Annotated in this window: 24 protein-coding genes and 1 tRNA gene; 16 read left to right on the top strand and 9 right to left on the bottom strand. The window is 61.3% G+C overall.

What is annotated here, in order from left to right; genetic code table 11:
- The first annotated feature begins 556 nt into the window (after positions 1-556).
- The 7 genes from ABD720_RS16675 to ABD720_RS16645 are packed head-to-tail and all read left to right on the top strand — an operon-like array spanning position 557 to position 7351.
- Positions 557-1486, top strand: coding sequence for a branched-chain amino acid ABC transporter permease (locus ABD720_RS16675; RefSeq protein ID WP_344764961.1), 930 nt, complete (start codon positions 557-559; stop codon positions 1484-1486).
- A complete protein-coding gene (locus tag ABD720_RS16670) occupies positions 1486-2649 on the top strand; it encodes a branched-chain amino acid ABC transporter permease (protein WP_344764959.1) in 1164 nt (387 codons plus the stop codon). Before ABD720_RS16675 ends, ABD720_RS16670 begins: the two co-directional genes overlap by 1 nt.
- Positions 2646-3416: an ABC transporter ATP-binding protein gene (locus ABD720_RS16665; RefSeq protein WP_344764957.1), complete on the top strand. Its 771-nt coding sequence runs from the start codon at positions 2646-2648 to the stop codon at positions 3414-3416. The genes ABD720_RS16670 and ABD720_RS16665 overlap by 4 nt, the downstream gene beginning before the upstream one ends.
- A gap of 5 nt (positions 3417-3421) precedes the next feature.
- On the top strand, positions 3422-4129 hold the full coding sequence (locus ABD720_RS16660; RefSeq protein ID WP_344764985.1) for an ABC transporter ATP-binding protein: 708 nt from the start codon (positions 3422-3424) through the stop codon (positions 4127-4129).
- Between the two features lie 15 nt (positions 4130-4144).
- A complete protein-coding gene (locus ABD720_RS16655) occupies positions 4145-5425 on the top strand; it encodes an amidase (RefSeq protein WP_344764955.1) in 1281 nt (426 codons plus the stop codon).
- 28 nt (positions 5426-5453) lie between these two features.
- Positions 5454-6719, top strand: a complete 1266-nt coding sequence (locus ABD720_RS16650) for a M20 family metallo-hydrolase (protein ID WP_344764954.1) — start codon at positions 5454-5456, stop codon at positions 6717-6719.
- 41 nt (positions 6720-6760) lie between these two features.
- Entirely contained in the window at positions 6761-7351 is a 591-nt protein-coding gene (locus ABD720_RS16645) for a helix-turn-helix domain-containing protein (protein ID WP_344764983.1), read from the top strand.
- A 12-nt stretch (positions 7352-7363) separates the two neighbouring features.
- On the opposite strand, the gene ABD720_RS16640 is transcribed toward ABD720_RS16645, so the two are convergent.
- Positions 7364-7666: a DUF6172 family protein gene (locus ABD720_RS16640; protein WP_344764953.1), complete on the bottom strand. Its 303-nt coding sequence runs from the start codon at positions 7664-7666 to the stop codon at positions 7364-7366.
- Positions 7667-7743: 77 nt separating this feature from the next.
- Here ABD720_RS16640 and ABD720_RS16635 point away from each other — a divergent pair, with 77 nt between their 5' ends.
- Positions 7744-8346 (top strand): 3'-5' exonuclease family protein, encoded by a 603-nt coding sequence (locus tag ABD720_RS16635; RefSeq protein ID WP_344764952.1) that lies wholly within the window; start codon positions 7744-7746, stop codon positions 8344-8346.
- On the opposite strand, the gene ABD720_RS16630 is transcribed toward ABD720_RS16635, so the two are convergent.
- From ABD720_RS16630 to ABD720_RS16605, 6 genes are all read right to left on the bottom strand, one after another.
- Positions 8347-9384: a phospholipase A gene (locus ABD720_RS16630; RefSeq protein WP_344764951.1), complete on the bottom strand. Its 1038-nt coding sequence runs from the start codon at positions 9382-9384 to the stop codon at positions 8347-8349.
- 132 nt (positions 9385-9516) lie between these two features.
- On the bottom strand, positions 9517-10425 hold the full coding sequence (locus tag ABD720_RS16625) for a DMT family transporter (RefSeq protein WP_344764950.1): 909 nt from the start codon (positions 10423-10425) through the stop codon (positions 9517-9519).
- A gap of 19 nt (positions 10426-10444) precedes the next feature.
- Complete coding sequence (gene rhlE1, locus ABD720_RS16620; protein WP_344764948.1) at positions 10445-11671, bottom strand: RNA helicase RhlE1; 1227 nt, start codon at positions 11669-11671, stop codon at positions 10445-10447.
- Between the two features lie 99 nt (positions 11672-11770).
- Positions 11771-12481 carry a hypothetical protein gene (locus tag ABD720_RS16615; RefSeq protein WP_344764945.1) on the bottom strand — a complete coding sequence of 237 codons (711 nt, stop codon included), beginning with the start codon at positions 12479-12481 and terminating at the stop codon, positions 11771-11773.
- A 163-nt stretch (positions 12482-12644) separates the two neighbouring features.
- Positions 12645-12721, bottom strand: a tRNA-Met gene (locus tag ABD720_RS16610).
- Between the two features lie 73 nt (positions 12722-12794).
- The gene (locus tag ABD720_RS16605; RefSeq protein WP_344764943.1) at positions 12795-14729 is read right to left on the bottom strand and encodes an ABC transporter ATP-binding protein; all 1935 of its coding nucleotides are present in this window, start codon (positions 14727-14729) and stop codon (positions 12795-12797) included.
- Between the two features lie 86 nt (positions 14730-14815).
- On the opposite strand from ABD720_RS16605, the gene ABD720_RS16600 reads away from it, so the two are divergent.
- On the top strand, positions 14816-15742 hold the full coding sequence (locus ABD720_RS16600; RefSeq protein ID WP_344764942.1) for a D-hexose-6-phosphate mutarotase: 927 nt from the start codon (positions 14816-14818) through the stop codon (positions 15740-15742).
- On the top strand, positions 15739-16851 hold the full coding sequence (locus ABD720_RS16595) for an NADH:flavin oxidoreductase/NADH oxidase (protein WP_344764939.1): 1113 nt from the start codon (positions 15739-15741) through the stop codon (positions 16849-16851). Before ABD720_RS16600 ends, ABD720_RS16595 begins: the two co-directional genes overlap by 4 nt.
- A gap of 96 nt (positions 16852-16947) precedes the next feature.
- Here the strand turns inward: ABD720_RS16595 and ABD720_RS16590 are convergent, their stop codons facing one another.
- A complete protein-coding gene (locus ABD720_RS16590) occupies positions 16948-18258 on the bottom strand; it encodes a PQQ-dependent sugar dehydrogenase (protein ID WP_425547990.1) in 1311 nt (436 codons plus the stop codon).
- A gap of 87 nt (positions 18259-18345) precedes the next feature.
- Positions 18346-18615 (bottom strand): hypothetical protein, encoded by a 270-nt coding sequence (locus ABD720_RS16585; RefSeq protein ID WP_344764937.1) that lies wholly within the window; start codon positions 18613-18615, stop codon positions 18346-18348.
- A gap of 208 nt (positions 18616-18823) precedes the next feature.
- On the opposite strand from ABD720_RS16585, the gene ABD720_RS16580 reads away from it, so the two are divergent.
- The 6 genes from ABD720_RS16580 (at position 18824) to ABD720_RS16555 (ending at position 23570) form a co-directional block, all read left to right on the top strand.
- Complete coding sequence (locus ABD720_RS16580) at positions 18824-19516, top strand: HAD family hydrolase (protein WP_344764935.1); 693 nt, start codon at positions 18824-18826, stop codon at positions 19514-19516.
- Between the two features lie 47 nt (positions 19517-19563).
- Positions 19564-19770: a hypothetical protein gene (locus tag ABD720_RS16575; protein WP_344764933.1), complete on the top strand. Its 207-nt coding sequence runs from the start codon at positions 19564-19566 to the stop codon at positions 19768-19770.
- A 141-nt stretch (positions 19771-19911) separates the two neighbouring features.
- Entirely contained in the window at positions 19912-20649 is a 738-nt protein-coding gene (locus ABD720_RS16570; RefSeq protein WP_344764929.1) for a potassium channel family protein, read from the top strand.
- A gap of 104 nt (positions 20650-20753) precedes the next feature.
- Positions 20754-20990, top strand: a complete 237-nt coding sequence (locus ABD720_RS16565; protein WP_344764927.1) for a hypothetical protein — start codon at positions 20754-20756, stop codon at positions 20988-20990.
- Positions 20991-21103: 113 nt separating this feature from the next.
- Positions 21104-22888, top strand: coding sequence for a hypothetical protein (locus ABD720_RS16560; protein WP_344764925.1), 1785 nt, complete (start codon positions 21104-21106; stop codon positions 22886-22888).
- 22 nt (positions 22889-22910) lie between these two features.
- Positions 22911-23570, top strand: a complete 660-nt coding sequence (locus ABD720_RS16555; RefSeq protein WP_344764923.1) for a hypothetical protein — start codon at positions 22911-22913, stop codon at positions 23568-23570.
- The last annotated feature ends 58 nt before the right edge of the window (positions 23571-23628 follow it).

Genomic DNA, 23628 nt, shown 5'->3' with positions numbered 1-23628 from the left:
TTGTAAAAGCCTTGTAGGTTTTGGTTTTGATGTTGGTTTTGATGTTGGTTTTGACGTTGGTTTTGAACTCGATGTCGATCACGACGAGGCAGTTTTCTCGCGCAAAGCGAGCACGACCATCTCGCTGGTTCCAAGGCTTGGCTTGGTCTTGACCTTGAATTCCGCATAAAAAGATCGCTGCCAAAAACCGGGTGCGGCAAGAGGATCAGAAGCCCGCACTGTCTGAGCGTAGCGAGTTTGCGGGCTTCCCTCTTGCCGTACCCGGTTTTTGGGAACCCGTAGGGCAGCGGTCTTGCGGTCGCCTTTTTCTTGGTTACTGCTTTTTGGCGAAGCAAAAAGAAGTGACCGGCTGCCGGGCCGCACCCGGCTTGCATCAACGGAGCGCAACCCGTTTTAGCTACCGAAGAAGGCAGACGGCAGACGGCGGACGGCCAACCGCCAAGGAAGCTTGACGCATGTTGGGCTTCGCAGCCCAACCTACGATCGGCGGTTCCGGAACCGGCCACCGGCCCATTTCCGAATCGATGACGAAGCACTAACCAACCAAAGGAAAATGATGAGCATGTTGGGACAATACATATTCAACGGACTGATGCTCGGCGTGATCTACGCCATGGTCGCCGTTGGCTTCACGCTGTTTTTCGGCGTCCTCGACGTGATCAAGTTCTCGCACGGCGACACGCTGATGGTCGGCGCCTTCGCCGGTCTGGCCACCTCGCTGTGGGTCACCTCGCTGGGCATCACCTCACCCTGGGTGCAACTGATCGCAGTCGTGATCAGCGCCGTCTGCGTCACCGGATTGCTCGGCGCAGTGATCGCCCGCTTCCTGATTTTGCCGCTGCATAAAGCGCCACCGCTCAACACGCTGCTGGCCACGCTGATGCTGGGGACGGTACTGCGCGAAGCGGTCCGGCTGTTTTATCCGGATGGCTCGAACCCGAAACCGTTCCCGGCATTGCTGCCCACCGGCGCGATGCAGTTCGGCAGTTTTTCATTGCGTGCCGATAGCGTGATCCTGCTCGTCAGCGGCATTGCCGCCATCGCCGGCGTGCACTTCCTGATTACCCGCACCCGCCTAGGCATGGCGATTCGCGCCGTGGCGCAGGATGGTGAAACCGCACGTCTGATGGGGATTAATTTCGAGGCAGTGGTGCTGATGACCTTCGCACTCGGCTCGGGCCTGGCCGCACTGGCCGGTGTCATGAACGGCCTGTATTACAGCGAGATCAATTTCAATGTCGGCCTGCTGCTGGGTGTGATCGGCTTTGCCGCCGCCATTCTTGGCGGGCTAGGCAATATCTACGGTGCGATCCTCGGTGGCTTCCTGTTCGCCGCGCTGCAGGTCTTCGGCAGCGCCGCACTGCCTGCACTGTTTCCCCATATCGCCAGCGCCTACAAGGATGTGTTTGCCTTCGCGGCAGTGATCATCCTGATGGCCTGGAAACCCACCGGCCTGATCGCCGAGAAATCCAGCGAGCGCGTCTGATGACTACTTCCCCGACTTCCCGCCGCCCTGCCCTCGTGCTGGCACTTGCGACCATCGCAATCACCGTCTACATGTGGCTGTTCCTGCATGCCGAAACCCAGCTCGGCGTGGCCATCCTGCTGATCACCGCCGTCGCCGCGACCGTCCTCAGTCGCCGCTCCGGTGCGATGCATCAGATCGAACACGCTGCCGCCCACCGTCCCGGCATGGCACGCCTGTGGGCGCTCGGCGGCATCCTCGCGCTGATCGCGGCTTTCTACAATGCGCACTTTGCCCTGCTGATGATCTGCGCCGTGCTGCTCTACACCACCGCCTGTCTGGGCCTGACGCTGCAGTTCGGTTTTTCGGGCGTGGCCAACTTTGCCGGTGCGGCGTTCTTCGGCATCGGCAGCTACACCACGGCCGTGCTGGTCACCCATACCGGCCTGCCGCACCTGCTGATCATCGTGCTGTCGGGCGTGATGGCGGCACTGATCGGCTCGATGCTGATCCTGCCGGTGCTGCGGACCCGCGGCCACTATGCGGCGCTGGTGACGATCGCCTTCGGCATCCTGTTCAAGACCTTCATCGAAGTCAACGATGTGCTGGGCGGGCCGCAAGGCTTGCAGGTACCCGGCATGACGCTGTTCGGCTATGCGTTCAATGACGGCTTCAGCCTGTTCGGCATCGACTTTTCGTTTTACGTCAGCTATGCACTACTCAGCCTGGCGATGGCGTCCGGTGTGTTCGTGATCGTGAAAGCACTGGAACGCTCGTGGATTGGTCTCAGCATGGATGTGGTGCGCACCGATGAAACCGCCGCCGCGACCTTCGGCCTGCACATCGCGCGCTGGAAAGTGGTGGCCTTCATGATGGGCAATTTCTTTGCCGGAATCGCCGGCAGTGTCTACGGCATGCTGACCGGTTTTGTGGCACCGAACAACTTCACGTTTGCCGATTCGCTGCTGATGCTGTCGATCGTGATTCTGGGTGGACTGGGCAATCCGCTTGGTCTGATCCCGGCCGCCGTGATCGTGCTGGTGCTGCCGGAAAAACTGCAGTTCATCCAGGAGTACCGCTACCTGTTCTACGGCGCACTGGTGATTGCGATCCTGCTGTTCCGGCCCGATGGCTTGTTGCCGCGCAAGACCCGACTGTTCTTTCAGACCAAGGCCAAGCCATGATTACCGTCACCGACCTGACCATGCGCTTCGGCGGACTGACTGCGCTGGACCACCTGAACCTGACCATCCACGAGGGCGAAATCCTCGGCCTGCTCGGACCGAACGGCTCCGGCAAGACCACCTTCTTCAACGTGCTGACCGGCTTGTACAAAGCCAGCGGCGGCAGCATCACGCTCGATGGTGCCGAGGTGATCGGCAAGTCGCCGCAGGACATTTATCGCAGCGGCGTCGCGCGCACGTTCCAGCGTTCGCGCCTCTCGTTGCCACTGACCGTGTTCGATAACATCGTCATCGGCGACTACCAGCACATGCAGCACGGGCTGGTGTTCAACCTGTTCCGGCGCAAGGCTTTTCGGGCCGAATACGATGCGTATGTCGAGAAAGTGACCGCGCTGCTGAACATCTTCAGCCCGCCGCTGGTGGCGCAATTGTTCGAGCCGGTCGAGACGTTTTCGATGATAGACCGGCGCCGTATCGAAGTCTGCCGTGCCCTGATCAGCCAGCCGCGCCTGCTGCTGCTGGACGAACCTTCGGCCGGCATGACCCACGATGAAACCGATGCGTTGATGGACGATATCCTGCAGGTCCGCAGCAAACTGCCCAGCCTGTCGGTGGTGCTGATCGAGCACCAGATGAATGTCATCAAGCGCATTACCGATCGCTGCCTGGTACTGAACTACGGCAAAAAAATCGCCGAAGGCAGCTACGCGGAAATCACCGCCAATCGCGATGTCCAGACCGCCTATCTCGGAGAGGAAACCGCATGACCACGCTGACCGCACTCACCGTCAAGGGACTCACGACCGGCTACGACAAGGTCAATGTGCTGCACGATGTCAGCATCGATGTCGCCCCCGGCAAGATCACCTGCATCCTCGGCGCCAACGGTGCCGGCAAGAGCACGCTGATTCGTTCCATCCTCGGCCTGACGCCGCCACGCCAGGGCACCATTCACTGGCAGGGTCGCAACCTGGCCGGTGAAAAAACCCACAAGATCATCGGCAGCGGCATCGCCTGCATCCCGGAAGGCCGCAAGGTATTTCCGCGCATGAGCGTGGCCGAAAACCTGGCGCTGGGCGCGTTCCTGGAAACCAATGCGGCGCGCGTGCGCGAGCGGCTGGCGCGCGTGTATGAAATTTTCCCGCGCCTCAAGGAACGTGCCACCCAGCTGGCCGGCACCATGTCGGGTGGCGAACAGGCGATGGTCTCGATCGGTCGCGGCCTGATGGCCGAACCGACCCTGCTGATCATCGATGAACCGTCGCTCGGCTTGTCGCCGCTGTTCGTGCAGGAGAACTTCAATGTGATCAAGCAGATCAACACGCTCGGCATCACCGTGCTACTGGTCGAACAGAATGCGCGCCAGACTCTGGCGATTGCGCACTACGGTTACGTGCTGTCGCAGGGCCGGGTGGTGGCACAAGGATCGGCGGCAGAACTGGCCGGCAATGACGAAGTACGCGCCGCGTATTTCGGCTGACAAGGAGACCAGACTATGAACAAACTGCTTGCACTGCCCCTGCACGAACTGGTGCGCAAGATCAGCGCGCGCGACATCACTGCCGAAGCGGTGGTACGCGCCTGCATCGCACGCATCGAGGCCGACGAGCCGCGTATCCGGGCCTGGCAATTTTTTGATCCGGCGCTGCCGTTGCAGCAGGCCCGACTGCTCGATGCCGGTGCTGCCAGCGGCGCGCTGCACGGGCTGCCGATCGGCGTGAAGGATTTGATGGATACCGCCGACATGCCGTCCGGTTACGGCTCGCCGATCTATGCGCAACACCGACCTGCCACCGATGCCGCCTGCGTGGCACTGAGCCGGGCGGCGGGCGCAATCGTCATGGGCAAGACCGTCACCACCGAGTTCGCCACCTTCAAACCGGGACCGACCTGCAACCCGCGTGCGCCGGTCGAGACGCCGCACACGCCGGGCGGCTCGTCGAGCGGTTCGGCGGCGGCAGTCGCGGCGGGCATGGTGCCGGTGGCGTTCGGTTCGCAAACCGCCGGCTCCATCGTCCGGCCAGCGGCGTACTGCGGCATCGTCGGCTACAAACCGACCCACGGCACCTTGCCACTGGCGGGCATCAAGCCGTTGTCGCCCAGCCTCGACACGGTCGGTGTACTGGCCCGCAGCGTCGAGGATGCGGCGTTCTTCGTCGGGTCGCTGGCGCGCCTGTCGTTGCAGGCCTTCGATCATCCGCGCCTGCGCATCGGTATCTGCCAGACCCCGCACTGGGAACGCGCCGGCAGCGACACCCGCGCCGCGATGGCGACTGCGGCACGCCTGCTCGAACTGGGTGGTGCGGCAATCGGCGAACTGGTTTTGCCGACTGCCTGCGCCGGCTTGACCGAAGCGCAAATCGCCATCATGGGGTATGAAGCCAGTGCCGCGTTTGCGCCCGAACTGCGGTCGCACGCAGATGGACTGAGCGCAGCGTTCACCACCCTGCTGGCATCCGGTCAGGCAATCGATGGCCAGCGGTTTTTTGCGGCACAACAGCTGGCGGCCAACGCGCGCCATGCTTTCGATGCATTGTTCGAGCAGGTCGATATCGTGCTTGCACCCAGTACCGAGGGCGAGGCACCGGCCGGCCTGAACGCCACGGGCGACCCGATTTTCAATCGCATGTGGACCCTGCTCGGCAACCCGTGCGTGCATGTGCCGCTCGGCACCGGCGCCAACGGCATGCCGGTCGGCGTGACGCTGATCGGACCGCGCTGGGGCGATGCACAGACACTGGCTGCCGCACGCCAACTTGCGCGGCTGTTTTCATGACCTCACCACGACATCACCGGAGACTTTCTTGAACCTACCTCATAGCGTCGCCGAACGCGCCCAGGACCATGTCAACAACGACCGCCTGCAAGCCGCGATTGCCGCACTGGCACGTTTCGGTGGCCGCGATGATGGCGGGGTTGCGCGCGAAACACTGACCGAGATCGATCTGGCGTCCCGCCGCCACCTGATCGACTTGGCCCGCGCACTCGGTTGCGAAGTCAGCATCGATGACTGCGCCAATCTGTTCTTCCGCCGCCGCGGCAGCACCGACCTGCCGCCGGTCCTGACCGGCAGCCACGGCGACACGCAGCCGGTCGGTGGCAAGCTCGATGGCGCCTATGGCGTGCTGGCCGGGCTGGAAGTCATCGCCGCGCTCAACGATGCCGGTATCACAACGCTGCGCCCGATCGACGTCGTCGCATGGACCAATGAAGAAGGCAGTCGCTTCGGTCCCGGTGCGATGGGTTCCAGCGCGTATGTCGAACCGGCGCGCCTGGCGCAGTACCGCGAATCGCTGGACCGCAACCAGATCAGTTTTGGCAGCGCGCTCGATGCGGCGCTGGCGGCCGTCGCCGATGTGCCGCGACGGCCGATGCAGCAGCCCATGGCGGCCTGCGTCGAGCTGCATATCGAACAGGGCCCGGTGCTCGAACGCGCCAGTGTGCCGCTCGGCGTGGTCACCGGCATTCAGGCAGTACGCTGGTTCGAAGTCACCTGCACCGGCATGGCCGCACATGCCGGCACCACCCCGATGGACGAGCGGGCCGATGCCATGGCGGCAGCGGTCGGCATCGCCCAACGCCTGTACAGCCTCGCCGCGCGCGAAGCGACCAGCCAGTTGCGATTGACGCTGGGTCGCTGGCAGGTCGGGCCGAATTCCATCAACACGATTCCCGGCAAGGTCACCTTCAGCGTGGATGTACGCTGTGTCGACGATGCGGTACTGGCGCGCTTCGAACATACCCTGCGCACCATGACGCAGGCCGCCGACTGGCGCGGCAGCATGACGGTCGCGTGCATCTTCCAGCGGGCGCCGACACTGTTCCCGGATGGCATGCTGAGGCTGATCGAACAGGCCTGCACCCGTGCCAGCCAGAGCCCGCCACTGCGCCTGACCTCGGGGGCTTTTCATGATGCGATGTATCTGGCCGAGCACTGCCCGACGGCGATGATTTTTGTGCCCAGCAAAGGCGGCATCAGCCACAATGCCGCCGAAGAGACCGCGCCGCATGAGCTGTTGCTCGGCGTGCAGGCGCTGGCCTATACGGTAGCGGCACTGGCCAATCAGTAAATTTCGAGGAGGATCGCTTGACGACTTTGCGCAAACGGGTAATGGCATTGGACTCTGCTACACCGGGCACGCCGGGCACCACCAAAGCGGTGGCGACGACGCTCGGCCTGAAGCTACATCACGCCCGGCTGGTGGCCGGTTTCACGCTGCTGCAACTGGCGCAGAAAGCCGGCTGTTCGGAAAGCCTGATCTCGAAAATCGAACGTGGCCTGGCGACACCGTCGCTGACCATGCTGCACAAACTGGCCGTCGCACTCGACACCAACATCGGCATCCTCACCAGCGAAGAAATCCCGACCAGCGGTCCCATCATTCGTCACAACGAACGTCCGGTCATCAAGGCTGGCGGCATCGCGCTGGAGCGGCTGGTGCTGCCCAAGCGCGGAGGCCTGCTGCAGGCCAATATCCACATAGTCTCGCCCGGCGAAGGCAGCGACGGGCTAATCGAACACAGCGGCGAAGAAGTCGGCTATGTGCTCGAAGGCACACTCGAACTGACCCTGGGCGAGGTGCGGTACGACATCGGGCCGGGTGATGCGTTTTCATTTCCGAGCAACGTCCCGCACGGCTACCGGAACACGGGCAGCGATATCGCCCGGGTACTGTGGGTGAATTCTCCGGCAACCTTCTGACACAGCGATGAACTATCTGGCCTTGCCAGCCGGACGGGCTTCGCGGATACCGGCCTTGGCCAGAATCTCGACGTACGCCTCATTGCCACCCTTGCTGGCGACGGTATCGAGATGCGCCATCAGCTCGGCCAGCGGCACTGACTTGGCGGTTTCCTTGCTGGCACCGAAGCGGCAATCGAAGTCCAGGAAGTCGGCGTCTTTCGGCAGATCACGGCTGCGTTCACGCTTGAGATACTTGCGGATGTCGTGTTTTACGGCGTCGAGCACGCGGTCACGGTGCAGGCCCTCTTGGGTCAACTGGAAAATTTTTCTCATGATGGTCGGATGCGCGTGCCGCGCTGGTAAAAGGATGAAGGGCGCGATTATACGCGTCAGGGTATTCTGAGCGGCATATGACAATCCACGAACAACTCCCCACCCGGAGCAAGGAAGAAATCGCCCTGCTCGACCCCTTCGAACGCCTCGGACTCGACCGCATCGTGCTGATAAAAACCGCCGCACAAGCGCGTGAAGCCTGTGCAGCACTGAGCGACCACGCAGTCTGGGGCTTCGATACCGAATCCAAGCCGACCTTCTTCAAGGACCAGGTGTCAGATGGTCCGCACATCGTCCAGCTCTCGACGGTCGAGCGCGCCTGGGTATTCCAGTTGCACGACCCGGATTGCTGCGCGCAGGTCGCTGCCTTGCTGGCGCACGGAGGACATGTCAAGGCCGGATTCGGACTGGGTGACGATACCCGGCGCATCATCGCCAAACTGGCCATCCGGCCAGCCGGAGTGCTGGACCTCAATAGCGTCTTTCACGCGCGTGGCTATCGCAAGGACATGGGTGTCAAAGGGGCGGTAGCCGTGCTGTTTGATCGGCGCTTCATCAAATCAAAAAAGGCCGCGACATCCAACTGGGCCAATCAGAACCTGACGGATGCCCAGTTAATGTACGCGGCCAATGATGCGTATGCCGCAGCGCGGGTGGTTGCCGCGCTGGGATTGGACTGATCAGAAGTCGACCGTGACACCCGCGCCGATGCTCTTGTGCGAGTAGTTGTAATCGATCAGCGTCTGGCCATAGCCGGTGAAGGCCTGGACATAGCCTTTCAGATTACGGGTCAGCGGGAAGGCCCAGCCTAGCTGCGCCGCGCCACGATTGGTCGAGAAGTTCTGGCGTGCGACGATCGAAAAATCATGACCTCCCTGGCGGTAATCGGCTTGTATATCGCCATGTCCCATGTAGGCAATGATGTCCGGATTGTCATCGTCCGTGCCGCCGCCATCGAGCCGTTTCCAGACCCGCGCCAGCACCGTGAACCCGCCCTCTTCCAGCCCGATCTGGGCATAGGCCCGATTCCAGCTGCGTGACAGCGTGCCGGTCTGGCCGTTCGACTGATGCACCACGCCGAAGTTGAGGAAGCGCGCAGTCATGCCCGGCAAACGAAAATTGACCGGTACCACGGCCATGACTTCAGGCTGGTAGTTGGTTTCGCGGAACGGGCTGGAGGCCATCTTGTTGAATGCCTGCCAGTAGCTTTGCTGGGTATAGCCAAACCAGAGGTCGAACGGGCTGCCTGCCACATTCTCGACCATCTTCATTTTGAAACCGAGCTGGAACGTCAGTTCGGCATGTTTGATGCGGCGACCTTCCAGACCGGCATCACCGGCGGCGGTTTTGAATGGCGCGTAGTTTGGTGCACCGCTGTAATTGGCCAGCAAAAGATAGTTGGCGCGGTACGGACGGAAGTTGTAAGTACCCCGATTGAGGTCGTTGCCCAGTTCCCATTCCTGCGCCAGCAGCGAGGTCTGCCTGGTGGCAGGTTCATCGGCTTTGAGCAGCGCCGGTGCTGGCACTGCCACGGCCGGCGCGACCGGATCGACCTGCTTCATGGCACCCGCACTAAGACGATCAAAACAGGCAAGACGCTTGTCGGGATCAGCCAGCTGCGAGCAAATTGCCAGCGTACTGATCTCGATGGCGGCGTGGGTGGTCAGTGGCAACAGGAGGCCGAGGATCGGCATTGCAAAGCGAAGAGTCGAGGTCATGATGGGCGCCGGGATGGTTTCTGAATTGGAATTGCGCCGAATTTTCGCATGTTCTTGGCATGCACGCCGGTCATCAATTGCGCACTACCGTGTATTGCTTGTGTGAGGTGGTATTCCAGCATGGCTTGCGGATCACTTTACACGCTGCTTCACCGGCACCGTCGCCAGCAACACGCCCGCCAGCGCCAGCGCAAAGGCCAGCAACTGTATGCCGCTCAAACGTTCGCCCAGCACCAGCACGCCGACCAGCGCAGCACTGATCGGCAGCATCACGGTAAACACGCCGGCCTGCGCGGCTGGCACGGACTTCAGGCCGGTCATCCACAACCATACCGTCCAGACGCTCGCGGCCAATCCGTAGAACACCAGCAGCGCCCAGATCGGCATGCTCACTGCGGCGAAATCAAAGCGCCATGCCGCGATCACGCCCATTGGCGTCATCAGCAAAAAGCCCCACAGATTGATGATCGCGCTGATGCGTTTCGGGCTGAGTACGGTCGTCAATTTTTTACCGATGACGGCGTAGGCGGCTTCGCAAATGACCGCGCCAAAAATCAACAGGTTGCCCAGCCAGGCTTGCTGGTGGGCGGCATCCGGCGCGGCCGATTTCGATAGCGCCAGCAAGCTGATCCCCAGCGCACCGCAAGCCACCGCAGCCCAGACGCGCAAGCCGATGCGCTCCTTCAAAAAGGTCCAGCTCATCAGGGCCACCACCGCCGGAATTGCCGACATGATGACGCCGGCCGACACCGCGCTGGTCATGCTGACGCCCGTGATCATGCACAGCGTGAACAGAAAATTGCCGAAGAATGATTCCAGAAAAACCAGCCGGCGCATAGGCCAGGACAGTGGCAATTCGGTTGCCGGCTTTTTCAGCCAGGTGATCATCGCCAGCCCGCCTATGCCAAAGCGCAGCCACGCCAGCAAAAAGACCGGAAATACCAGAACCAGCGGTTTGCTCAGGGCGACGTAACTACCGACCAGCGCCATGCTGAGGGCGAGGCAGGCGCAGGCGACGAGGCGGTTCGGGCCGGAGGTCATGGGGTGCATTCCGCAGGCGCTAGCGCGGCGGCCGGAATGCGCCGGCTTTCAGCTTGGGCTTCTTCGGCTTCTTGACAACCTGCCCGCTGGCATTGGTTTCCGGCACCCGATGATCGGCTTCGAAACCGCGTTCCTCGATGCGTTGCAGATTCTGTTTGGTCAGCATTTCGATCGCCGCCAGCAACGGTGCTTCATCGGCACAAACCAGCGACACCGCGATCCCGGAAGCACCAGCGCGACCGGTGCGGCCGATCCGGTGGATGTAATCTTCGGCCACGATGGGCAAATCGAAATTCACGACGTGCGGCAAGTCGTCGATATCCAGTCCGCGCGCGGCAACGTCGGTGGCGACCAGTATCTGCACTTCGCCGGCCTTGAAACTTTCGAGGGCCCGCAGTCGCGCCGGTTGCGGTTTGTCGCCATGGATCGCATCGGCACGGATGCCTTGCGCCAGCAGGATATCGACCAGTTCATCGACCCCGCGACGCGTCTTGACGAAGACCAGCACCTGGCCCCAGCGGTGCTTTTTCAGCAGATGCAGGAATAGTTCGGGCTTGCGCTTCTTGTCGAGCGGGATGGCCCATTGCTTGATGGTCTTGACGGTGGTGTTGCGCGGGCTGATTTCGATGCGCACCGGGTCTTTCAGCAGCGTGGTCGAGAGCGCCCGGATCTCGTCGGAGAAGGTCGCCGAGAACAGCAACGTCTGGTGTTTTTTTGGCAGCGCCTCAAAGACTTCATTGAGCTCGCGCGAGAAGCCCAGGTCCAGCATCCGATCCGCTTCATCCAGCACCAGCGTTTGCAACTGCTCGAACTTGACCGCGTTCTGGCGATACAAATCGAGCAGGCGACCCGGCGTGGCGACCAGCACATCGAGCCCCTTGCGCAGCTTCATCATTTGCGGATTGATGCTCACGCCACCATACGCCACGTGGGTGCGCAATGGCAGCGACGCGCCGTATTCGCCGAACGCCTGATGCACCTGCTCGGCCAGTTCGCGGGTTGGCACCAGGACGAGGACGCGCACGCAATTGCTGTTGACTTGCGGACCTTCCATCGTCAGGCGCTGCAACAATGGCAGCGCGAAGCCGGCGGTCTTGCCGGTGCCGGTCTGGGCCGCGGCCATCAGGTCGCGTCCGGCCAGCACCGCAGGGATCGCCTGCGCCTGTACCGGAGTGGGCGTGCGGTAGCCCAGGGAGTCGAGATTGCGCTGCAACTGGTCGATCAGACCGAGCTTGGAAAATGTCATGGAGAGGTCGATTACTGCGCGATGAATGCGCTGTTGGTACGATGAGGGAAAAACACTGCGCGGAGGTGTTCGCTGGCACGCGACCACCTCCGTTGAAATCTATCTGCGCGCCTGCTGATGCAAGGCCACGAACAACTTCGCCAGTGCCGCCAGCACCGCGTCGAAATGCTGTTCCGGTTCGATGCGGTCCCAGATGTAATGCATCATCACGGCTTCGAAGCGATTGCCGCGGCGCTTGTTGCTGGCTGCATGGGCACGCGAGATCGCCTTGATGAACTGGCGCCGCATGTTCGGCAACACCGGCACATGTTCGCTGTCATCGAGGAACTCGAAACCGGATGGCAACGCTGCGCCCTTGAAGTCGGATTCGATCAGCTCGAACACGCCGGCCGGCATTTTTTCGATCAGCTCGCAGGCGCTGGCTTCGAGCTTCAGGGTCAGCGTGAAACCGGCCGGATACACTGCGCCGTCGTCGTCGCGTTCCGGCAGGAATACCGCCATGCGCAGCGAGTACTCGGCGCCATGCGCATCATCCCAGGCACTGTGCTGCATCGTGCGGGTGCCGGGCCAGAAGAACATCGTGCCGGGCGTGCCGGGCTCATCCTTGTCCGGAAAAAATTCAACGGCCACATCGTCGGCTTCGGCACCGGCACTGGCCAGCATTTGCAGGACCGGCACCGCCAGGTCACTCAGCGTGGAGGCAGCAATCGCGGCGGTGGTCACCATGTCGGCGTTCGACAGGTCTTCGACGATATAGGTGTTGAGGGTAGTCAGCAGGGTGTTGGGCTTGAGTACGGAAATTGGATTCATGATCACAGTGGAAGGCTGTTGATAATTGACGGGAACGCTGATCGTAACCGATGAATGCGCTATCGGACGCTACTGGCAAAACGCAACCGGCAAATTAGGGGGCCGGAATAACGGGCCGAAAACGCAAAAGCCTGAACTCATGACAAGTTCAGGCTTTTATGTTTGGTTGCGGGGACAGGATTTGAACCTGTGACCTTCGGGTTATGAGCCCGACGAGCTGCCAGACTGCTCCACCCCGCGTCTGAGTCCAAGAGAATAGCAGAGATCACGAAAAACACCAGCATTCATTTTGGATCGACCACGTTCGCCGTCCTTATTTGCCGGCCAGCGGGTCCGGCAACGCACGGTCACGCAGTGCATCGAGTGCGAGCGCGTCGGCCAGTCCGGGCCCGTCAGTGCTGGGCTCGGCGTCATCCGTGTCGGGATTTTCCATGCTGCCGGAGGCCGGTAAAAAGCCGCCGGCCTGCTTGCTCCACAACTGAAAATAATTTCCGCGCTGGGCCAGCAATTGCGCATGCGTGCCGTCTTCGACGATGCGACCGCCATCGAACACCAGTATCCGGTCCAGCTGCGCAATCGTCGACAGCCGATGCGCGACCACGATGACGGTCTTGTTCTGCATGACCTGATCGAGCGTGTCCTGGATTAAGCGTTCAGTGATTGAATCGAGGCTGGACGTGGCTTCATCCAGGATCAGGATCGGTGCGTCTTTCAGGATCACGCGCGCAATGGCAATCCGCTGGCGCTGGCCACCGGACAATTTCACGCCGCGCTCGCCGACCATCGACTGGTATTGCTCGCCAATCTCGCTGATGAATTCATGCGCATGGGCTTGCCGCGCTGCTGCGATGACGTCGGCGTCGCTGGCGTCCAGCCGGCCATAGCGGATGTTGTCCATCAGCGAGCGATGAAACAGGCTCGGGTCCTGCGGGATCAGGCTGATCTGCTGATGCAGGGCATCCTGCTGCATGCGGCGGATATCCGCGCCATCGATCAGGATCTGACCACCCTGCACATCGTACAGTCGCAGGATCAGGCTGACGAACGTCGATTTACCCGAACCCGAAAAGCCGACCAGCCCGACCCGTTGTCCGGCCGGGATCGTCAGGCTCAGGTGATCGAACACGATGCGGTCGGGCGTATAGCCAAAGGTGACATCGCGCAGCACGATCTCGCCATGCCGGATCGGCGCATCGACGGCATCGGTAGCGTCGATCGCATCGACCAGTTCATGCGGACGCACGATCACGTTGACGCCATTGGCCACATTGCCGATATATTCGAAAAACTCCAGGAAGCGCCGGCTCAGGTTGCGTGCTTCATTGATGATCAGCAGCGCGAGGCTGACTGCCATCACGAAGTCACCGACCGAAATTTCACCCTTGCCCCACAGCGTTAGCGCGTAATACAGCACGCCGATCTTGAGGATCGCCGCGGCACTGAACTGGAACCAGCGCACCCGTTCGTTGTAGGCGTTCGAGGTACGGATCGCGCGCATTTCGGTACCGAGCGCGTGCTCCAGATTCTCGCGCTCGAAGCCGAGCCGCGCAAACAGCCGCGCACTGGTCAGATTGGTCACTGAATCGACGATGTGCCCGGTGGTATCGCTGCGCGCCGCCGAGGCTTTTAGTGCATACGGCTGGCAGCGGCGTGCCAGCAAATAACTAATGCCGATGAACAGCACCGACCACACCAGCACGAAGCCGGCCAGCTGGATGTGGGTTTGCAGCAGCAAGGTAATCGAGACCACGAACACGATCAGCACCGGATAGAACTCGGTGATCAGCGACCACAGCGTTTGCGTGACACCGAGCGAGGTTTCGCTGATACGGTGCGCCAGCGCGCCGGCGAAATTATTCCCCAGATAGCGCTGCGAATGATTCTGCAGATAGTGATACAGCGCCCGCGTGACGTTCTGACGCTGGCGCGGTCCGAGCCGGATCTGGATGCCGCCGGCGAGCCGCCCGAACACCAGTTCGCCGACACAAAATGCCACGAACAGCATCAGCGGCACATGCAGCGTGGCGACGATATCGGTCGCAGGGCCGGTCGCCGACGTGACCGCCTTGACGATGCGTCCGAGTGCGTACGGCAGCATGATGCCGCAGGTGGCGTTGACGGTTTCCAGCAGCACGATCGCCAGATACCACCAGCGATAGCGGCGCACAAAAAACAGGATGAAACGGAATGGCGTGTCCGGCAGCGCCGGGGTGCCGGGAGCGCGTTGCGCAGGTGTCGAAGTGGTCATGGCGATACGGCTATGGGAAGGCCTGCATTATCGGCGATGCCGGTGATTCGCGCCGCCGGTCATCACGACAGCGCCCGAAAAATGGCATGATGCGGCTCCTGCGTTTTTCCTTTTACATCGCCATTGCGGCCATTCCCATGACACTTCCTGCGCCAGTTTCTCTACCGTCGCACCTGATCCGCTTGCACGCCAGCGATGGTGCGCAAATCGCGGTCTCGCTGCACGGTGGCCATCTGTGCTCCTGGCGCTCTGCCGATGGCATCGAGCGCCTGTTTCTCAGTCGCCGGAGTGCGTGGCAGGATGGCGTCGCAATCCGTGGCGGCATGCCGGTGATCTTTCCGCAATTTGCCAACCAGGGACCGATGACCAAACATGGCTTCGCGCGTGACTTGCCGTGGACCTTGCTGGCCAGCGAAGTCGATGCGACCGGTGCCGGCGTGATGCGATTGGGCCTGACGGATTCGGCGCAGACGAGCGCGCTGGCAGGGCAATTTTCACTGGAATTGGTGCTGCGATTTTCAGGCAGCCAGCTGATCAGCACGCTGCAGGTCACCAATACCGGCACGACCGGTTTCAGCTTCACCGCCGCATTGCACACGTATCTGCAAACGCCGGTTGCCTCCACCCGGATCGGCGGACTGCATGGCCATCGCTATCGCGATTCCATCGATCAGGCACGTAGCAAGATCGAGATGCAAGCGGCGCTGCAGATCACGCAGGAAATCGATCGTATCTACACGCAAGTCACCGCGCCGGTCACGCTGACCAGCGACACTGGCCGCCTCGACATCGGCCAGACCGGCTTCGAGGATGTCGTGGTCTGGAACCCGTGGATCGACAAGGCCGCGAGCCTGTCCGACATGCAGCCCAGCGAATACCAGGAATTTGTCTGCATCGAAGCCGCGCTGATCGAGCAGCCGTGTACGCTGGCGCCGGGCCAGACATGGCAGGGCCAGCAAACGCTGCTGGCCAGCACCACACCTTTCACACCTGTTCAGGAAACCACACCATGAGTCATTTGTTTGCGCCGTACGCACTGGGTGCGCACCCACTGAAAAACCGTATCGTCATCGCACCGATGTGCCAGTACTCGGCCATCGACGGATTGGCGACCGACTGGCACATGATCCATCTGGGCCACCTCGCGCTGTCCGGTGCGGCCTTGTTATTTACCGAAGCCACTGCGGTCTCGCCCGAAGGACGCATCACACCGGCCGACCTGGGCCTGTATTCCGACGAAACCGAAGCGGCCCTGCGGCCGGTGCTGCAAGCGATCCGCCGTTACTCGCCGATCCCGGTGGGCATGCAACTGGCCCATGCCGGTCGCAAGGCATCGTGCGCGGTGCCATGGGAAGGCGGACAGTGCCTGAGCACCGCCGAGGGTGGCTGGCAGACCGTGGCACCATCGGCGCTGCCGCATGCCGCTACCGATACCATCCCGCTGGCGCTCGATACGACCGGCCTGCAGCGCATTCAGGATGCGTTTGTCGCCAGTGCCCTGCGCGCCCACGCGCTCGGGATCGATTTGCTGGAACTGCATGCGGCGCACGGTTATCTGCTGCACGAATTCCTGTCGCCACTGGCCAACCAGCGCACCGATGAATACGGTGGCAGCCTCGAAAACCGGATGCGCTTTCCGCTCGCGGTGTTCGACGCAGTGCGTGCCGCGGTGCCTGCCAGCATGCCGGTCGGCGTGCGGATTTCGGCCACCGATTGGGTAGACGGTGGCTGGGACATTGAACAGAGCGTGGCGTTTTCACGCGCACTGGAACAGCGTGGCGCCGCCTTTATCCACGTCTCCAGCGGCGGCATCTCGACGCTGCAGAAAATCCCGGTCGACCCCGGTTACCAGGTGCCGTTTGCCGCCCGCATCCGCGAAGAAATCGAGATGCCGGTGATTGCCGTCGGTCTGATTACCGAAGCCGACCACGCCGAAAAAATCCTCGCCGACGGCGACGCCGATCTGATCGGGCTGGCCCGCGCCATCCTGTACGACCCGCGCTGGCCGTGGCATGCGGCAGCGCAGCTGGGCGAGACGGTGGACGCACCTCCGCAATACTGGCGCTCGCAGCCGCACGAGTTCAAGAAGCTGTTCGGGGATACCTCGCCGAAGAAAAAATAGGCCGTCAAAAGCAGCATGGAAGCACAAGCAAAAAAGGGACTTCTCCGGTTGGAGAAGTCCCTTTTTTCATGCGGCACGGCGACCTGCCGTGCGCGATTACTTCACCGGTGTCACGCGCCAGATCGTGTTGCCGACATCATCCGCCACCAGCAATGCACCCTTGCGATCAAACACCACGCCGACCGGGCGGCCCATCGCCTCACCTTCCGCATTCAGGAACCCTGTCAGCACATCATCCGGCATGCCGTTCGGTGTGCCATTGGCAAACGGCACGTGGATCACTTTATAACCGCTGCGTGGCTTGCGATTCCATGAGCCATGCTGGCCGACAAAGGCACCACCGGCATATTTTTTAGCCAGCAGGCTGCCTTCATCGAACGCGAGTCCCAGCGATGCGGTGTGGGAGCCCAATGCGTAATCCGGGACCAGCGCGGTGGCGACCAGCTCGGGGCGTTGTGGCTTGACGCGGATGTCGACATTCTGGCCGTAGTAGCTGTAAGGCCAGCCATAAAACGCGCCGTCCTTGACCGACGTGATGTAGTCGGGAACCAGATTGTTGCCCAGCTCATCGCGCTCGTTGACGGCGGTCCAAAGCGCACCGGACTGCGGCTCCCACGCCAGGCCGTTCGGATTGCGCAGTCCTGACGCGAACACACGCGACTTGCCACTGGCCGGATCGATTTCCAGGATGGCGGCACGCTGGTCTTCATTCTCCATGCCGTTTTCGGCAACATTGCTGTTCGACCCCACGGTGGCATAGAGCAACTTGCCATCGCGGCTGGCAATGATGTTCTTGGTCCAGTGATGGTTGATGGTACCGGCCGGCAGGTCTGCCACCTTGACGCCGGGTTCGTTGATTTCGGTCGCGCCCTCGGTGTAATTGAAACGCATCACTGCGTCGGTATTGGCGACATACAGGGTATTGCCTACCAGCGTCATGCCGAACGGCGAGTTCAGGCCCTGCAGAAACACCGTACGGGTGTCGGCGATGCCGTCACCGTCCTTGTCACGCAGCAGCATGATGCGGTTTGCACTCGGCACCCCGGCACCAGCGCGCTTCATCACCATTTTCATGATGAAGCCCTTGATGCCCTTGCCGTCATCCGGCTTGGCCGGTGAATTGGTTTCGGCGACGAGAACGTCACCGTTGGGCAGCACGTACATCCAGCGCGGATGGTCGAGCTGACTGGCGAAGGCATTGACGGCGAGTCCGGCGGCCGGCGTTGGCGTCACGCCTGCCGGCCAGCCTTTGGCCGGCGCGATATTCACGGTCGGGATGAAGCTGTCGACTGGCTGCGGCAACACCGGGTTCGGGCCGATGCCGGGATCGGCGGCAGCGTCTGCAGCCATCACGAACGGTGCATACACCAGCATGATCAAGAGCGGAATAATTCGGTAATTTGTCATGGCAGCTTTCGGTAAGGTGAACAAAAATGGCGCGACAGGAGAGGCAGTGCAATCGGCGAAACCGATGCACGGGCTCAGCCTCGACGGCTAGGCAGCCGACGGGATTCGCCCCTGCATGCGCCAGGTACGGCGACGGTCTCCCAGCAGACTGCGCAATTCGTCGAAACCAATCTGGGTGGCTTCGTGCATCAGAATAAGTACACCCCCGGCCACCGGTCGTCGTCCCTCGCGTATCTGGACAATCAGCGCACGAGAGATATGCAGTGCTTTGGACAGGTCGGCGTCACTGGTCAGGTTGAGATGCTCTTTCAGAAACTCAAGTAGCCGTTCAGGGTCGTAATGTGCGTGGGTCAACATAGCGGACGTGGTTGAAATCGTGACCAAGGTACAGGTCAATCGAAAGCGCGTCTGACGACTGGCGCACATAGCGCACCGAATTCGTCAACAAAGAATCGCACCTGCGGGCCGCCGCTCGCGCGCAAGGCCGCTCGGGAAATGTCATCAAACGGTCACGCGATCACCAGTATGATGCAGACTCACGCCTCAACGTCGAGATGCCACGCCGATGTATACCAATAACGACCGCCTGATTATTTTTGATGCCGACGGCACGCTGATCGACGCATTCAGCGCGATCGACCGCACTTTTTCTCTGAATGGCATGGACATCGGCAAACTGGAAAATTTCCAGCGGCGCCGCAAATTGCTGAAGTATTTGGGTGGGATCAAGGAGTTTCCGATTAATTTGCGCAAGCAGTTCGGCAAGCAGAATCGCAAGGCCTTGCGCGAGACGCTGACCGAGGTCTACCGCGAAGAAGCGCTGCTCTATCCGGGCCTGGCGCAACTGATGAAAGATGCGCTGGCCGTGCCCGGCCTGCGGGTCGGCCTGGTCACCCGCAACGTCACGATCGAACCGGCTGTCACGCTGGGAAGACTGTTCGCACGGCATGACATCGACCTCGACGCGCTGGATTACGTAGCGTATGTGCCGCTGGGCGAACCCAAGTCCACGGCATTTCGCGAAGCCCGCCAGCGCTTTGACATCAACCCGGCGCGCGCCTATGCCTGCGGCGACGAACACAAGGATTATCTGGCGGCGATCGAGACTGGACTTCATCCGTTCGTGGTCTCGTACGGATTCGAGGATCACCTGCGCCTTACCGAAAAATTCCTGGTGCCGGAAGAAGTGATTTCGCGCACACCGGCCGATGTCTGCGATTGCATCCGGCATGGACTTGAAATAACAAGCGGTGCATGATTGATGCCCTTTGATGTTCGTTGAATATCATGCAACAGGAGATCATGATGACACCGGTTAAAAAAGGCGGCCAGCCCGTCGACACCGCAATACATCCCCGGCCCGACCCGGCCGCCGAAGTCGACGATCCGACCAGAGAGTCTGGCGATCCATCGCAATTCACGCCCGATGAAGACGTCCTGGAATCCGAGGAGCCAATCGAAAACGCGCTGGAAAAAAGCTTTCCGGCGAGTCCAACGCGGAAGAAGACCTGAACAGGGAATGCGCAGCACGTGCAGCGCCACCCTTCGCGCATCGACAATGACGCGTGCACAGCGCCATTGCTCCCACCTTTCCTGTTGCCTGACTGCCCGCCATCGGGCGTATCAGTGCGCACCCCGGCCGTTCGGAGCCACATGAAAAGACCCCACCCAACCGCGCAATTCAGGCTGATCCTGTTCGTCGCCCTGACGTTGACGATTCCCGCTTTCTACCTGCTGCTGGTAGGCGCCACCACGCTCCAGCGCACCATGGGCAGCGTGCTGTATGGCATCAGCGCCGTGCTGTTTGCGGCCGATATCTGGCACCAGCAACGGCAGCACCGGGCCTCGCGCCGCATTGCCGCGCCATCGGCGCTCGATGTCGTGATCCTGCTGGGTGCGATCGCCAGCATCTGGCCATCAATGCCGACCTGGTCGCCCGTCGAGTGGGGTTGCCGCCTGGCGTTCAGTGCCCTGGTATTCCTGCGCTATCCGAAATTGCTGGTCAGCTGGATGTTTCCGCATCATCTGATGCAGGTGCTGGGCATGGCCGTGGTGTTGCTGGCGATTGCCGGTGGTGGTTTCTATTGGCTGGAACCAAAGGTGCTGACTTACGCCGATGGCTTGTGGCTGGCGTTCACCACCGGTGCGACGGTCGGCTACGGCGACCTGGTGCCGTCCACCCATGCCTCGCGCATCTTTGCAGTGTTCATCGTCCTGCTCGGCTATGCAGTTTTTTCGGTAGTCACCGCCAGTATCGCGGCGCTGTTTATCGGTGAAGACGAAAAGCGTTTTCAAAAAGAATTGCATGCGGACATACGGTCATTGCGGCACGAGATTGCCGGCTTGCGGGAAGAACTGCATCGGTCGACGACCGATACGCCAGCGAAGTAAGGCGCTGCGGGTCTGCGCCAGCAGACGTGCCAAATTGTCAAGACAACTGAAGGGCGATAAGCTCTTGCGAGAAAGAATTATTCCTTTACGCGAAAGCGCACCCGATGATGCTTTCCGTTTCCGGCACGACCTCCAGGGCGAGTTTCAGTGCGAACCTCAGCACGAATCTCATGCTGTACGACGCCGTCGCACTGACGCCCGCCATCATCCTGGCGTCCGTGCAGGAGCAGGACCTGCGGTGCCCGATGTTCGGTCGTTGCCTGCAAGGCAGACCCGCTTCAGACAGAGCAGCGAACAAATGGATTGCATCGCAAAAATGGCCTCTTTTACATGATTTCTGAATGGTATCATTGCATTTAAATAACTAAATGCTCTGCGCTCATGCAGGGACTATGAGAGCGCACAGATGATCTGGTCAATGGCTGAGCAGGGTACAAGGCGGTGCGCAATCTGGTTGAATGGCCTCGCCGGCCTGCCACGGCAATTAGCCCATCATTTCCGGGAAGACGCGCGCGCAGGTTTTTTTGCGGCCGCGCTGGCGGTGATTGCCGAGCATGTCGGGCTGCTGGCGATCCTGACGAAACTGTCATTGCTGGTGGTGGCCAATATCGCCGTCCAGCCCGCGGACAGCCTGACCGACCAGGGCCCGGTGGTCCTGTATCTGACGGAGTCGCACTGGCAGGACCGCTATCTGGAGCGCTCACCGCTGAACCGCTGCCTGCTGGCCGACGACCTCGGCACGATGCTGCAACGGCAGCCAAGAACACTCACTGTCGACTTCGACCTGTCTCCGGCAGCGCTTGACAGCGAACCGTCCTGCCAGCGCCAACTCGACGCCCTGCTCGACCAGCACGGCAGCACACTGGTGTTGCTGGCACCAATGAAGGTCTCATCGGATCGTCTGGTCGGATTGAAAAAAGCCTGGATGCAGGCCCGCTGCAGCGCCGGCGTGGCGTTCGGTGACGGCACGCTGGAAGAATCCCTGGGCGTGGTGATCGATGCCCATCCGGACGACAACAGCCTCGCCAGCATGGTCGCAAAGCGCAGCGAAGGCACCATCTGCAAAGACTTGTCGACTCTGGCCGGCGCTGAACAGTGGCTGAAAAAAACCGAGACGCCGCGCGAGGAAACGGAAGAAGCTCTGCCGATCAACTTTGCCAGCGCCAGCCAGCAACTCAGCACCTTGGCCATGGATGATCCGGCACTGGCCAACATCCGCAACTGGCATCAGCGCGACGTGCTGTTCGGTGGCTTTTACGGCGCCAGCAAGGATGACTCGTTCCTCACGCCGCTCGGTGCCTTGCCCGGCATTGCGGTACATGCAGCGCGGGTCGTGACGCAACAGCATCCCGTGACGTCGCCGCCGCACGGGGTAGGCGTGACAATCGATATCCTGATTGCGTTCTTGTTCTCGATCGGCATTACCTTGTTCTGGCACCTGTATGCCCATTTCCAGATTCGCGGCGTCGGGTTCCGGCGTGAATACGGCGCGTTGATGGTGACCGGATTCCTGATCTTTTACAGCGCCCTCGTGTATCTGTTCTTTGCGCTGGCGGCTGATTTGTTTGCCGTCGGTATTCTGATTGCGCCACTGCTGATTGCCGCCAGCATGCTGATTGATGGCTTTATTACCGGCCCGATCGCCGCGACCATCGACGTCGCCAAAGTGCCACGCGAACCCTACGTCACCAGCGGCAAGTTTTGTGTCTTCATTGGCCTCCTTGGCGCTATCGGGTTGTGCGCGGCCACCCTGCACGTCGGGTCCGCAGCGCTCATGGCTGTCGTCCTGGCACTGATTGCCGTACCGCTCGACCGTTACCTTTCCAGCAGCATCGCCGAAGCGCATCACGCCCATCAAGCCCACCACTCGCAGCCGGATGCCACGACTCCAAGGGTCGGCCTCGGCGTGCTCTGGCTGCTAGTGTTCGCGGCACTCCTGTTTGCGGCCAGCATGGATTGGTTGCTGCCGTTGTCACGCTGGTTCACCACGGCGTTCGTCGCGGTTCTGGGCCTGATGTGCCTGATGCTGGCAGTCGGACTGGTGATCGGTCTGCATAGGCCGCAGCGGCGACACGCGCCGCCCGGCACCACCGGAACACACCGCCTGCTGGGCCTGCTCGGCCTGCGCCTCGGTTCCGGAGCACGTCCGGCCGGCCCCGGGCTGGCCATTTATCTGATTCGGCAAACCCTGTTCTGGCTGACCATGTGCTACGCCACGGTTCTGCTGGTCAGTCACTAACCATCACTCCATGAGGAACCCCATGTTGCGACTTGTATTTGCCAGCTGTGGCCTGCTACTTTCACTGACCGCGCATGCGCAGTCGGACTGCCAGATCCCGGCATTACCGCAAAGCGAAAAGACACCGCAGGTCGCGGCGCTTGCAAAAACCTTGCGCGCTACCAATCCCTGCAAGGTATTGCCGGGCATGAATGCCAAGTCGCTCTCGACCGTCTGGGCCAGCCTGCTGTCGAACAAAAAACTGGGCGGACGCCGACTCGATACCGAAGCGCCGACTAGCCTGCCGCAAGGCGTCGTCGCGGGCGAAAAACGTCAGGTGCATTTCGACTTCAGCGAGAGCGCTGCCGAAGGCCTGGCCAGCCTGCGTATCGAGGTCGATGGCAAGCCGGTACTGAACATCAGCAACCCGCCGCCGCAATTCGACTTTCCGGTGGATCGCTACACGCCAGACCAGACCATGAGCTGGACGCTGGTGACGCGCATCGCCGCATACCGCGCGCAATTTACGCTGATGGCCGAGCCCGACCGCAAGGATCTCGAGCAGAAGCTGGCGCATCTCGCAGCCGAGCCCGTGGACCCGGTCACCCGACTGGTCTACAAGGCAGCGATTTACGACGAGGCCGATCTGTTCTCCGAGCGCGATCTGACCTTCCTCGAAATTCGGCGTCTGGTGAGCCTTTAAACAAGACAGTCCATCCGGATCTACCGGCAGGCGACGGCAAGTCAATGCAGTAAAGTCA

This window comes from Actimicrobium antarcticum (assembly GCF_039536745.1).
Lineage (GTDB): Bacteria > Pseudomonadota > Gammaproteobacteria > Burkholderiales > Burkholderiaceae_D > Actimicrobium > Actimicrobium antarcticum.
Note: the sequence above shows the minus strand (reverse complement) of the source record. Positions and strands in the feature narration are given on the sequence as shown.